This window comes from Glutamicibacter protophormiae (assembly GCF_016894325.1).
Taxonomy (GTDB): Bacteria; Actinomycetota; Actinomycetes; order Actinomycetales; family Micrococcaceae; genus Glutamicibacter; species Glutamicibacter protophormiae.
Genome location: NZ_CP069806.1, coordinates 286,000 through 298,843, shown reverse-complemented (window position 1 = coordinate 298,843; position 12,844 = coordinate 286,000). Strand labels below are relative to the sequence as shown.

The window sequence follows — 12,844 nt, the reverse complement described above, 5'->3', positions numbered from 1 at the left end:
CCACCCCGTTCGATCGCCTGTGGTTTCGTCTCGGATTCTACGGTATCAGCGTGCCTTGGCTGCCGCGGATCGTCGGGCGTCTCCGTATCCGGATCGCCAGAAATACGCCCCGATTGCCAGCAGCCCGCCACCGTAAATCACAGCCCACCAGGGGAATCCCGGGATCCTGGGGTCTTCGCCAGCCGCTTCTGTGTCCTCGATGGGGGTCGGCGTGACCCGTTCTCCCGTGACGAGGATACGCTGGCTGTTGATCCCCAGCGGCGTGCAGGTCACCAGAGTGACGAGATCTTCCCCGGATACCGCGTGCAGGGAGTCGGTGTCTTCCGGGTCGACCACCTTGGTCTCGCGAACTTCATAGGTGAGCACCTCGCCGAACACCTCGACGGTGAAACGATCTCCGACGCCGACCTTGTCCAGGTTCGTGAACATCTCGGCCTGCGCGAGGCCGCGGTGGGCGGTGAGCACCGAGTGGGTGTCGGCGCCGCCGATCGGCAGGCTGGAGCCTTCCAGATGACCGATGCCGCGCAAGAGCGTTTCATCGCTGGTTCCGTGATAAATCGGCAGGTCGACATCGATTCCGGGGATCCGAAGGCGCGCCATGACATCCGAGGTTCCGGCGCTGAGCATGTCTTCATACCGCAAATCCGCATTGGACGTGATGCCGCTGCCGGTCGGCACATTGGCATTCGCGTCGAGAACCACGCCGGAGCTCAGCGCATTGTTGTAGGCCTTGGCCAGGGCCAGCTGCTGGTCGACGCCAGGCGAGGCATGTTCCAGGCTTTGGCCCATCTCCTCGATGAGCAGCGACTGGTTGTAGGAGGTCAGCCAGCTGGCAGCCGAAGGATAAATAACAACGCTCAGCCCGATGATTGCAAGCAGGGAACTGGCGATCGTCAGCAACCCCGGACGCCAGCGGCGGGCGGCCATGGCTTCGCGATCTGCGCGAACGGCGGTGCTCGCCGGGGTGGGGTTCGGGGTATCGGGCATGATGTGTCCTGACGAAGGGTGGGAGTTTAAACCCGCGATGGCGGGCGAGCTGTCGCCCGCCCGCCATCACAGGAGCTGAACCGCAGGTGCGGCTGCTACTTGGTTTCTTCGCGGGCTGCCCGGCGGCGGCTCACGATGACCATTCCACCGGCGACCAGCAGCACCGCAGTGCCGCCGATGACCATCAGGATCTGGCCGTTGGCACCGGTCAGCGGCAGTTCAGGTACGTCCTGCTGGCTGTTGACGATGGTTGCGTCGTAGATGCCGGTCTCATTGGCACCGATCTTCACAGCCACTGGCGTGAACGCCTTGTCCCCCACCGGGGTGACGAAACCGGCCGGGGCCTTGGTTTCCTTCAGCACGTAGCAACGCTGGGCAGCGTCCTTCGTTTCGTTCACGCTGTCGCTGACGTACAGGCCGGCAATGCTCAACACGCCGTTGTCTCCGCTGACGAAGGAGGATTTTCCGTTGACGCTCAGGGCCGCACCCGTGGCCTTGGCGCCTTCGCAGGTGTCGGCGTAGGGCGCTTCGGCGGCGAAGACCTCGAACTCTGCACCCTTCAGTGCGGCGTTGGTTCCCTTGGCGGTCTTCAGTGCAACCAGGTCGCCCCAGTTGGTGGTGACGTCGTTCGATTCGACCTTGCCTTCGTGACCCGGGGTGTTGATGTAGGCTTCGGCGTCGTTTTCGATCTTTCCGACTTCCTTGACCACGGCGGAGAAGGTCACGACGACCTTTTTCTCGCCCTGGGTCTTCAGCCACTGGCGTCCGGCTTCGTTGAAAGTGACCTTGACGGTCTGCCCCTCATTCGTAACCGAGTAGTAGCTCGGATCAACGGCAGCGCCGTCCATCTTGACGCTGGCCACGCCGGTGCCGTTCAGGCCCAGTCGCGCGTCGAAGGTATCGGTGACTTCAAAGCGGGTCATGATTTCCCCGCTCTTGGTCTTCGGTACGTCCACGGTCACCGGGAAGTTCACGACGCCGCCCAAGCCAAGGTCGGACTGCGGGTCGATGGACTTGGTGATGCCGGTCGTACCGTTCTTCGGGTAGACGTTGACGTCGTAGAGCCAACTGTTCTCAAACGGCGTCGGGATGGTGACCACGAAAGGCTGCGCACGGTCGACAACCTCGGCCGGAGCGGCGGTCTCGCAGATGACGTAGGCGCCGAGCTTCAGCCCGGTCAGGGTGGTGACACCCGAGCTGTTGGTCAACGGCGCAACAATTGGCGCACCCAGGGTGTGGCCGGGGATCGAGGTGCAGGCGTTGGAAAGGTTCAGGTTCTCAAGCTTGTCCCAGTCGCTGGTTTCGCCCAGGTTCACGTCGGTCAGCTGGTAGGCGGTGAACTCAACGCCGGCAATGCCGTCCGTGGTGATCTTGTCACCGCTGCCGTCCGGCTTCTGCGTGGCGTCGGTGCCATTCTGGTGCTTGTGCTTGTTGATCGTGATGGATCCTGGGCGGGAATCGTCGATGTTGCCCAGAGAGCCACCCTGGTCAGCCATCGCGGCGCCGGCTCCCCCGAACAGGCCTGCAGCGGTCAAGGCCATTACGCCCATACCGGTCAGTACACGCTTCCCCCGAGTGTGCTTGAATTCAGCCATTTCAGCTGTGTCCTTTCTATTGCGCCGCTGCGTCCCCAGCAAGCGGCTGCGAGTGAAAATGAGTAAAACTGTGAAAATTTGTTAGTTTTTGGGTGCGGTCGTCTTGCGACGCCATCCGACAATCCCGAGAGCCGCCAGCAATACCGCGCCTCCGCCCAACAGGAAGGTCTGGGTTCCGGTGCCGCCGGTCAGCGGCAGGTCCAGTCCTTCTCGTTGCTCGTTGGTGATCTGGCCGAGGTCCCACACAATTCGAGCCGGAGCTTTAGCCCCCACCGAGATTGTGTAGGTCGTTTCGTCCAGGACGAAACCAGCCGGTGCCTTGGTTTCAACCAGTGTGTAAGTTCCCCAGTGCAGGCCGGTGAGCTGGAAGCCTCCGGCCTTTGGATCTTTGTCGGGACCGCTGCATTTGCCTGCATCAGCGGCAACACAATCCGTGATTATTGAGGCTTCGCTGTTGCTTCCCGGGCCGGTCAGCTCCCATTCCGAGCCACGCAACGCGGATCCCATGGCATCAACCTTTTCCCAAGTGATGACACCTGGCTTGGGCTTGTTGGTGAACGTGCAGTCCACAGACTCACCAGGCGCCAGCCCGGTAAGCACGCCGCTCACCGCGTTAAGCGGCTGTTCGCGGGTCGTGCCGTTGTCTGCGGTGACCAGGCAAGTGCCACCGACGAAGTCGTATCCGTTCTGCATTGTCTCGTGCACCTTCACCTGGGCCCGTGCGCCGGGCTTGGTCGGGAAGTCGACGATCCAAGGCTTCTCAACCTTGCCGTTGGCCGCGGTGACCGCGACCTCCGGCGTGCTGATGGAGACGCCGTTGGCGCTGCCCGACTCGAGTGTTGCCCCGACGGTCCACCCCGCGGCTGGCTTTGGATTCTGTCCAGCAACGTCCTGAAGTTGCTTGCCCACCGTGACCTTTGCCGGCTTCAGCGAGTTCACGAAGGTGCAGTCCACGACATCGCCCGGAACAATTGCCACGTTCGGGTTGCTAGTCGCACCGCTGAGCTCCGACTTCTTGACGGTGCCGTCAAGCGCGGTTACCTCGCAGATCCCTTCCTTGAACTTATAGCCGTCCTGCATCAGTTCCTGGACCGAGAGGTTCGCCTTGTCGTTCTTGCCTCCGAAGGAGAACTTCCAGGTGGCAGTTCCAGCATTGTTGGTGTTCTGCTCGGATGCTGTCGGTGCAGACTTGATGGTTCCAGCGGTGGCGTTGGCCATTGCTCCGACCTTCCAGTTCGCCCCAGGTAGCGGGTTTTCTCCCTTGGAATCCGTAATCTGCTTATGCACGTTGACTTGAGCAATCAGCGGGGAGTTGTAGAAACGGCATTCGACAGCCTGTCCGCTGGCAGGAATCGTGATCACGCCAGCCGTTCCGTTCCCCTGAACCTTCTGTTCCCCATCCACCAGGCATCGGTAGCTGGAGGCGTAGTCGGCCAGTTTGGTGGTTCCCGCAGCGGATTCGCTGAAATGCAGTTCAACATTGCGAACGGTTGGCAGCGGGCCCACACGCTCGCCCTGCAGTCCGTCCTTGTCGCCGGTGGTCGTTGCGGTACCGATTTCCGTGCCGGCCGTTCCACCTTGGCGCAGCGTCAGGTTGAACTGGTCGGTCGGGGCAACGCGTCCGCCTTCAACAAACTTTTCGATGGTGATGGTCGGAGGCGAGCCGCAGGAAGCAAGATCCGCGCTGCTATTGAGGGACTTGGAGACGTCCTTGGGGTTGGTCCATCCAGGCATGTCATAGCTGCGCACAGTGTTGCTGGAGCTCAGGTATCCCTTGCCATCGGCATCGAAGGCAACACCATTGACGTTGTCCATCGTGGAAACCTGCTTGCTCACGGAGGATGGAATCAATCCCCCGGTCGTGGCATTGGCCAGGTTTTCAGCGGTGACGGAGTAGATGGTGGTGGTGGTTCCGCTACCGCGGACGACAAACAAGTTGCCGTTCGCGTCGAAAGCCATGTCGCCGTTTGCGGCATCGGTGAGCCCGGAGTTGGTGGCGATGTGCCCCTTGTAGGACACCGTGTTCTTCGCAGGATCGTATTCCCAGATACGGAAAACCCGTGGACTGGTGTTCGCGGGAGTGTATCCTCCGATCAGGTAGCGTCCGGTATCAAGGTTGACCGCTCCCGCGACGAACTGAACATCACGGTTTGACGTCTGAGAATTGATGCTGGCACCGGTAGATGCCCAGGTTCCCGTAATGGAGTCGAAGCGGTATACCGCCGCAGATTTCGCCCCATTTGAACGTTCGTAGGCGAAAGCAGGCGAACCGCCCGGTCCAATGCCCAAACCATTGAAATCGCTGACGGATGCAGCAGGTTTGCCAAGGTTACCGACAACCCCTTCCGGGCTCACGCTCTGCATCTGCCCGGTGCCGCTGAGACCATAGACATAACCGGCCTCGCAGACCGGCGCGAACGACGACTTCCTGACGACGAACGTACCGAAATCCAGCGTCCGGTTTTCGCCCTGTCCCGTCCAAGTCAGCGAATTCGAGTCCACTGCGGCGGTGCTGGAAACCCATTCGTACCCCATGGGCGGGTTCGTTGGCTTAACCCGGTAACGGCTGCCTGCGGTGACAGTGTTTCCGGATGGATTAAAACCCGGAGCATCGGAGTCGATCCATTTGACGAGGTACTCACCTGCTTCGCTATCCCGATCGATGACAGAACAGCTGCTGGATACGCAATCCTTGACGTTTCTCGATCCAGTCCATTTGCGGTTTGCCAGGCGTTCGAAGGTAAAAGTGGTGCCCGTAACCGGCTTACCTTTTTCGTCAACAACTTCCCAATGGACGTACGAGCCTGGAACCCTGTCCGGCCCCGAAGCTATCAACGCTGGCTGGTCTGCCGTCTCGGTTTTCTCGCTCTGCTCGACGGGTGAAGGTGAACTGGTGCGATCAGCTTCAGCCTCAGGCGTTGGCTTTGCTGCAGGAACCGTCGCGGTTGCAGACGGACTTGGCGATTCGGTGGGTTCAGGATTTTCTTCAGCCTGCTCAAGCACGTTTTCAGATGGTTCATCCGACTCAGAAGTCGCCGAAGGTAGCAACCCCTCGACAGAGGCAGCTGTCATCGGAGCTTCTTGCGCATCGGTGGGTCCGGCTGTCGCAGAATCGCTGGAAGCAGCGATTGCGGGCGCGGAAAAGGCAAATGAAGACGCAACGAGTAAAACGCTCAACGATGCGGAACATATACTTCGCATCGCTTGATTCTGGCGGATCGCACCCCAGCGCGACCCCCGTTTTTCAGACCGGCGCGCTTTTTTCGCACGCGCAGACCCATCCCCCACAGGCTGGCCAATCAATGAATTTCCCCAATTTCGATGGGACGCTGGAACGCGTCAAATACCATCGATGATGCACGCAGATCGCATCAAATTGATCGTCCAAACCCCAAGTCAAGACGAATCCCCAAGTATTCTTCGGCTCCCCAGCCACCCGAATGTATGATTCTGCCGCCAGCCTACAGGCGTACTTGGAAAATAACGTACTTGAATCAACAAGTATCGCGTAATAAAACGTCACATTTCAGAGTGCCGGGTATTCAATCATCGGACAGGCATCCATCACTACGTCCAAGCCGGCTTCCTCTGCTCGTTGCGCCGCTCTCTGGTCTATCACCCCTAGTTGGAGCCAGAGTGCGCGGGCACCCACTGCGATTGCCTGGTCGACGATCTCACCAACTTTTTGCGAGTTGACAAAGCAGTTCACGACATCGATTTTTCCCGGGATTTCCTCCAGCTTCTCGTAACCGGTCTCGCCGAAAACTGACTCCCCCGTGAGCGATACCGGAATAATTTCCATGCCCAACGCGTCCTTGAGAAAGCGTGCAACGGAGGGTGCGACCCGTCGCGGATTGTTGGTCAGCCCGACAACAGCCCACCGCCCGGGATGCGTCAGCAGGCGCCGGATGACTGCCGGATCATTTACATGGTTGGTTCCCATATGCGCAACGATACCGCCGTGTTCTGCGAAAGTCTTTGGAAAAGGAAATGGCAGGTAGATCCCCTCCCAGTTGGATCTACCTGCCAAGCTTTGTTCCTAGCCCTGATATTGCAGGCTGGCCTCGGAATTTGCAGCCGAGAATTCGGAGAAGGCGCCGCGGTACCGGGCCGCCGGATGGTTCGCCGGGAGCTTGTCGCCGCGGTTGAAGACCTTCTGGCGCAGGCTTCCCGGTGCGTACTCGCTCTGAGCCAGGCCGCGGCGGCGCAGCTCCGGAAGGACGCCCTCGATGAAGTTGTCGTAGGATCCGGGCAGCACGTGGTTCATGATATTCAGCCCATCGATCCCGGCGTCCTGCCATCGCTCCAGCTCGTCAACGATCTGCTCCGGAGTGCCGACGATCTGCTGGGCCTTGGCGCGGTAGTTCGCCAGGTCGCGCAGGGTTGGGTTGCGGCCCGGGGTCGAGGCCAGCACTGCTTCCAGCACTCCCTGCGCACCTTCGGTCTTCACCTCGCCCAGCGGAGTGTCCAGGTCCAGCCCACCGAGGTCGACACCGATGCCTCCCCCAATATGGGCAACGATGGCGTCAAGGTCCAGGTACTCGTCATATTCGGCTTCCAGGGCCTTGGCCTCCGCTTCGGTGGAACCGACCACGAAGGAAAGCCCCGCAAAAACCTTGATGTCATCGCGGGTGCGGCCGGCGGCTTCGAGATTGCCGATCAACTGGGCATTCTTCTTGGCGACGTATTCCGGGTGCGGAGCGAACAGGAATGTCGCTTCCGCATGCGTGGCGGCGAACTGGGATCCGCGCGGCGAGGATCCAGCCTGGAACAGGAACGGGGTCCTCTGGGCGCTGGGCAGGGCCAGGTGCGGTCCGTCGATCGAGTACAGCTGGCCTCGGTGGTTGATCTTGTTGACCTTGGACGGGTCCGCATAGATGCCCGACTCCTTGTCGGCCAGCAGCGCCCCGTCCTCCCAGGAGCCTTCCCAGAGCTTGTAGGCCGCTTCCACATACTCCTCAGCCCAGGCGTAGCGGTCGTCGTGCGCAACCAGGCTGTCGCCGCCGAAGTTGCGGTGCGCGTTCTCCAGCACGCTGGTCACGATGTTCCAGGCCACGCGGCCGTTGGACAGGTGGTCGAGCGTGGAGGCCTGGCGGGCGAACTGGAACGGGTGCGCCTGCACCACCGAGCTGGTCATGGCCAGTCCGATGTCGCTGGTGGTGGCTGACAGCGCGGAGAGCAGCACCAGCGGATCCTGGCTCGGCACCTGCAGCCCCTTGCGCACCAGCGAGGCCCAGCCACCTTCGTGGTCGCCGTACAGGCCCACCACGTCGGCGAAGAACATGCTGTCGAACTTGGCGTCCTCCAGCTTCTTGGCCAGGTCCACCCACAGCCCCAGCTCGTTGAACTGGTGCTGTTCGGCCTGAGGGTGGCGCCACATGCCGCCGAGGATGTGGCTGGAGGTATTCATCAGGAAAGCCGAAAGCAGGAAGCGCGGCCGTGATTCAAAGGTTCCCATGGCTACTTGGCTCCCTTGGCTTCGCCGATGGAGTGAAGCCCCGTCGGGATGGTTCCGTTGATGAAGTAGTCGCCGACCGAGCGGGCCTTGAAGGCGACGGGGTTGTGGGTCGCGACGGTGCGGGCGTTGCGCCAGAAGCGGTCCAGCGACTTGGAGGTGGACACCGCGGAAGCCCCGGTGACGTCGAAGAGTTCGCTGGTGGCGTCCAGGATCAGCTTCGGGGTGGCCACGTGCGCCTGCTGGACCGCGAGCTCGGCGCGGACGAAGGCGGCTTCCTCGTCCAGTCCGAGGCTCGGGTCCACTGCTGCGTCCAGATCACGGGCGGCAGCGACCACGATCGATTCTGCGGCGAAGACGTTGGATGCAAGGCGTCCGACCAGTTCCTGGATCTGCGGGTCGTCCTTGAACAAAGCGCCGGAGCCGGTGTTGAAGGTGCGGGTGCGGGTGGCCACAATGTGGGCGGCTTCGTTGCGCGCGGCCTTGCCGATGCCGACCAGCACCGAAAGCAGGCACAGCTGGAAGAACGCGGGCTCCAGGGTGGAGGCCACCTTGCGCTGGATGATGTTCTGCTCGTCCACCTCGACGTCGGTGAAGATCGCGGTGCCGGTGCCGGTCAGCGGCTGGCCGAAGCCGTCCCAGTCGTCGAGGATCTGAACGCCCCGGGCATGGCGGTCGATCACCGCGTATTGGCGTCCCTCAACACCGTCGGTGCTCGCCATGACAACTACCCAGTCAGCGAAGATCGAGCCGGTGGTGTAGTACTTCTCGCCGCGCAGCACCCACCCGGACCCGGTCTTGATGAGTTTGGTGTTGGTGCTGCCCAGCGCGTTGCCGCCGCGCTCGGTGGCGGCGTTGCCGAAGATCTCGCCGGCGAGCACACGCGGGAACCAGCGGTCCTGGAATTCCTGCGGCTGCAGGGCAATGGTCTCCACGAACGAGAAGTGGCTGCGCAGCAGGTGGGACACGTTGGAGTCGGCGGCCGACAGCTCGATGAGCAGGCGGAAAAGATGCTCGTGGTTGACCGGACTGCCGCCGTGGCTTGCCGGTACGCGCAACGTGGTGAAACCGGCGTCCTTCAGCCACTGGACCTGTTCGAACGGCAGGACGCGGTTTTGCTCGCGCTCCCGGGCCCCTTCGGCGATGCGGGCGAAGACGTCGGCGAATCGCGCGGAGAGCTGCTGGTAGGCGGCTTCGCTGCCGTAGGGTGCGGTAATGATCTGGGTCGATTCCAGGGCGTCGGTGCTCATAGTATCTCTTTCGGAATTCAGTGGAATATGTGGTTCTTGGAAATTCAGCAACGGCGCGTATCCGCGAGTTCGCGCAGCACATGGCCGGGGTTCGCGGCCAGCAGGGTTCGGGTGTACTCGTGCTGCGGGGCGGAGAAGACCTGCGCCACGGGCCCGACTTCGACCAGCTCACCGCCGCGCATCACGCCAACCTGGTGGCTGATGCGTTCAACCACGTGCAGATCGTGGGAGATGAACAGGTAGGTGAGACCTTCCTCGCGCTGCAGCCTGTCGAGCAGTTCCAGGATTTGTTCCTGGGTCAGGACGTCAAGGGCGCTGAGTGCTTCGTCGAGGACCAGGATCTTTGCGCCGCTGGCCAGCGCCCGGGCAATGGCTACCCGCTGCCGCTGGCCGCCCGACAGTTCTCCGGGCCGCTTGGAAGCAAGTTCCGCTGCCAGATTCACCTGTTCCATGAGCTGGGCAACGCGAGCCTGCCGCCAGGCCGCGTCCCCCAGGCGGTAGTTGAGCATTGGCTCGGCAATGATCGATCCGACCTGCTGCCGCGGGTCCAACGCCGAGTCCGGGTTCTGGTAGACCAGCTGGGCTTCGCGCCACAGCGCGTATCGCTGTTTTCCGCCGAGGCCAGTGACCTCGTTGCCATTGACGCGTGCGCTGCCTTGACTAGCTTCGAGCAGGCCCATGATGATTTTCGCGGTCGTGGACTTGCCCGAACCGGACTCCCCCACCAAGGAGAATGTTGTTCCTCGTGCGACGTCGAAGGATACGGAAGACACCGCTGCATGGGTGGCGTTTCCCTTGCCGAAAACCTTGCCCAGGTTCGTGACCGAAATTGCCAGCTCGTCGGTGCTCCGCGCTTCCTGCTGGTTCGCAGTGGCGTAGGCCTGGTCCAGCAGGGCATTGGTATACGGGTCGGTGCTCTTTGAGACCAGTTCCTCGACGCTGCGGTCTTCGAGGATGCGTCCTGAGTTCATGACTAGTACCCGGTCGGCGATATCCGTGGCTACGGCTAGATCGTGGGTCACGAACACCACGGTCGTCTCGTTTTTGCGAGCCAGCGACACAAAGATCTCCAGCACCGTCCGCTGCACGGTGACATCCAGTGCGCTGGTCGGCTCGTCCGCGATCAGCAGCTGCGGGTTCAAGGCGAACGCGATGGCGATCAGCACACGCTGTTTCAGTCCACCGGACAGCTCGTGCGGGTACTGCGACAATCGACTCTCGGCACGGTCGATGCCCACGCTTTCCAGCAGTTCAATGGCTTTGGAGCGCCACTGCTTCTTGGGAACCGAACGGCTAGGGTGCAGCCTGAAAACCTCGACCACCTGGGAACCGATGGTCTTCACCGGGTCCAGTGAGGCACCCGGATCCTGCGGCACCAGCCCGATTCCGGCCCCGCGGATCTTGCGCCATTCGTGCACGTTCAGCGTGGTCACTTCGGTACCGCCAAAGCGAATGCTGCCGGTGCATTCGGTTCCTTGGGGCAGCAAACCGATCAAGGCTTTGGTCAGCGTCGACTTGCCGGAGCCGGATTCTCCAACGATGGCAACGATCTGCCCCCGCGGGATCTGGAGATTGATGTTGTCCGCGGCAATGGTTCCCTGCGCGTACTGAACCGTGAGGTCTTCAATCCGGATCACCGGACTGGCGGTATTCTGTGGGGCGTTCATGGATTTCTCCTTTCAACCGGGTACGGCGCTAGAAGCGGAAGGCTTTATTGATGGTTCGGCCAAGGGTGGCCATCAACATCACTGCAGCAACGATGACCAGGCCAGGCAGGGTCGTGAGCCACCAGGCAACCGATAGGTACTGCCGCCCTTCGGAGATCAGCAGGCCCCATTCCGGGGTTGGCGGCGGCGAACCGAAGCCAAGAAAACCGAGTCCGGAGATGGCCAGGATTGCCGCGCCAAGGTCAACTGCAAGCAGCGAGAGGACCGGACCGATCACGTGGGGAATGATGTGGCGGCGGAGCACGGTGAAGTACTTGCCACCGCTCATCAGCGCAGCCTGCACGAAATCCCGTGAACGAACACGGAGCACCTCGGTACGCACCAGTCGCGCGAAGGCGGCGATGGAGGCGATGCCAACACCGAGCCCCAGGGACAGCGGGCCGGGTTCGGTCGCAGTCACCAGGATCAGTGCGATCAGGAAGGCAGGGACGGCCAGGATGACATCCACCAGGCGCATGGCCACGCTGTCGGCAAACCTGCCCGCAGTTCCGGCGAGCAACCCGAGAATCGATCCGACAATGCTGCCGATCAGGCAGGCGAGCCCAGCGGTGAGCAGCGTCTGCCGTGTTCCATACACGACTCGGGAGAAGACGTCGCGTCCCAGGTGGTCGGTGCCGAAAAGGTGTTCGGCGCTCGGAGCCAGGAGTTTGTCTGCAGGGACGCCGGTGATCGGATCATGGCCGGTGAAAAGCGCCGGGAGGAAAGCCCACGACAGCATGATGGCCAACGGAACAAGCACCCACCACTGCGCCAGCCGGCGCCGGGCCGCCGAAGCACTCGCGATCCGCGAGTTCGGCTGTTCGGAAGCGGCCAGGGTCGCAACCGCCGTATCGACGTTGTCTGCCAGGAGACTCATTGACTATTCCTTCCCTAGGCCGCAAGCGCGCGGGGCGAACCGGAGCTGGCGGTGATGATGCGCGGATCGAGCTTCGGATGGATGAGGTCAACCAGCAGGTTGGCTGAGGTGAACACGACTGCGGTCAGCAGGACCAGTCCCTGAACCAGCGGAATGTCCTGGACGGTGACCGATTGCAGGATCAGCTGTCCAAGTCCTGCGCGGGCGAAGACTGTTTCGGTAATCACCGATCCGGCCAACAGCGTTCCAATGGTGATTCCAGCGATGGACAGTGCGGCGGGCGCCGCGTTCTTCAGCATGTGGCGGTAGAAGATCCAGGATTCGCTGGCGCCCTTGGCACGCAGAACATCCACAAATGGTTGGGTACCGACTTCCTGAACGCTCTTGATGAGCACCTGTGCAATGGGTGCACTCAGATGCACGGCCAGCACGAAGATCGGCACCGCCAGTGAGAGGAACGAGTCATCCGGGAACAACGACATGATTCCGAGCTGTACTGCAAGCAGTTGCAACAGCACCAGGCCCAGCCAGAAGACCGGAATGGACACCATGAGCGGAGGAAGATTCAGCAGGAGATTGCGCAGTCTCGGGCCGCGGGCCAGGCTGGCTGCAGCTGTGAGCGCCACAGCGAAGACCACCGCGACCACGAATGCCGAGCCTGCCAGCACGAGTGTTGAACCGACAACCTCGCCGATCCGGGCGGATACTTCCGAACCGCTGGACAGTGAGTATCCCAAGTCCCCGCGCAACAATCCGACCAGCTGGGAAAAGTACTGGACAATAACCGGTTGGTCATAGCCGTAGTACTCCTTCATCTGCGCGATCGTCGCCGGATCTGCCGCAGAGTCCGAATTGAGGAAGATCGTCACGGGATCGTTGGGAAGCGACTGCACTGCGATGAATACCACGGTGTAGGCAAGCCAGATCACCAGCAGAGCCTGGCCAACGCGTTTGGCAATGTATCCGCCCATGGT

At 61.7% G+C, this 12,844-nt stretch carries 9 protein-coding genes; all 9 read right to left on the bottom strand.

Annotated elements, in window-relative coordinates; all coding sequences use genetic code 11:
* Window positions 1-45 precede the first annotated feature (45 nt).
* The 9 genes from JQN66_RS01470 to JQN66_RS01430 all read right to left on the bottom strand — a co-directional run bounded on the left by JQN66_RS01470 (window position 46) and on the right by JQN66_RS01430 (window position 12,841).
* Window positions 46-987 (bottom strand): class C sortase, encoded by a 942-nt coding sequence (locus JQN66_RS01470; RefSeq protein ID WP_204676366.1) that lies wholly within the window; start codon window positions 985-987, stop codon window positions 46-48.
* Between the two features lie 95 nt (window positions 988-1,082).
* On the bottom strand, window positions 1,083-2,582 hold the full coding sequence (locus JQN66_RS01465) for a SpaH/EbpB family LPXTG-anchored major pilin (RefSeq protein WP_204676365.1): 1,500 nt from the start codon (window positions 2,580-2,582) through the stop codon (window positions 1,083-1,085).
* Window positions 2,583-2,663: 81 nt separating this feature from the next.
* Entirely contained in the window at window positions 2,664-5,654 is a 2,991-nt protein-coding gene (locus tag JQN66_RS01460) for a prealbumin-like fold domain-containing protein (protein WP_204676364.1), read from the bottom strand.
* Window positions 5,655-6,108: 454 nt separating this feature from the next.
* Entirely contained in the window at window positions 6,109-6,525 is a 417-nt protein-coding gene (locus JQN66_RS01455; protein ID WP_204677442.1) for a CoA-binding protein, read from the bottom strand.
* Window positions 6,526-6,621: 96 nt separating this feature from the next.
* Window positions 6,622-8,040, bottom strand: a complete 1,419-nt coding sequence (locus JQN66_RS01450) for an NtaA/DmoA family FMN-dependent monooxygenase (RefSeq protein WP_204676363.1) — start codon at window positions 8,038-8,040, stop codon at window positions 6,622-6,624.
* A 2-nt stretch (window positions 8,041-8,042) separates the two neighbouring features.
* Window positions 8,043-9,287, bottom strand: a complete 1,245-nt coding sequence (locus JQN66_RS01445) for an acyl-CoA dehydrogenase family protein (RefSeq protein ID WP_204676362.1) — start codon at window positions 9,285-9,287, stop codon at window positions 8,043-8,045.
* 44 nt (window positions 9,288-9,331) lie between these two features.
* Window positions 9,332-10,954: an ABC transporter ATP-binding protein gene (locus JQN66_RS01440; protein WP_204676361.1), complete on the bottom strand. Its 1,623-nt coding sequence runs from the start codon at window positions 10,952-10,954 to the stop codon at window positions 9,332-9,334.
* Window positions 10,955-10,982: 28 nt separating this feature from the next.
* Complete coding sequence (locus JQN66_RS01435; RefSeq protein ID WP_204676360.1) at window positions 10,983-11,870, bottom strand: ABC transporter permease; 888 nt, start codon at window positions 11,868-11,870, stop codon at window positions 10,983-10,985.
* 14 nt (window positions 11,871-11,884) lie between these two features.
* Complete coding sequence (locus tag JQN66_RS01430) at window positions 11,885-12,841, bottom strand: ABC transporter permease (RefSeq protein WP_204676359.1); 957 nt, start codon at window positions 12,839-12,841, stop codon at window positions 11,885-11,887.
* Window positions 12,842-12,844: the final 3 nt, after the last annotated feature.

Coding starts and splice junctions, on each gene's coding strand:
- JQN66_RS01470 (WP_204676366.1), bottom strand. CDS start 987: ATGCCCGATACCCCGAACCCCACCCCGGCGAGCACCGCCGTTCGCGCA.
- JQN66_RS01465 (WP_204676365.1), bottom strand. CDS start 2,582: ATGGCTGAATTCAAGCACACTCGGGGGAAGCGTGTACTGACCGGTATG.
- JQN66_RS01460 (WP_204676364.1), bottom strand. CDS start 5,654: ATGACAGCTGCCTCTGTCGAGGGGTTGCTACCTTCGGCGACTTCTGAG.
- JQN66_RS01455 (WP_204677442.1), bottom strand. CDS start 6,525: ATGGGAACCAACCATGTAAATGATCCGGCAGTCATCCGGCGCCTGCTG.
- JQN66_RS01450 (WP_204676363.1), bottom strand. CDS start 8,040: ATGGGAACCTTTGAATCACGGCCGCGCTTCCTGCTTTCGGCTTTCCTG.
- JQN66_RS01445 (WP_204676362.1), bottom strand. CDS start 9,287: ATGAGCACCGACGCCCTGGAATCGACCCAGATCATTACCGCACCCTAC.
- JQN66_RS01440 (WP_204676361.1), bottom strand. CDS start 10,954: ATGAACGCCCCACAGAATACCGCCAGTCCGGTGATCCGGATTGAAGAC.
- JQN66_RS01435 (WP_204676360.1), bottom strand. CDS start 11,870: ATGAGTCTCCTGGCAGACAACGTCGATACGGCGGTTGCGACCCTGGCC.
- JQN66_RS01430 (WP_204676359.1), bottom strand. CDS start 12,841: ATGGGCGGATACATTGCCAAACGCGTTGGCCAGGCTCTGCTGGTGATC.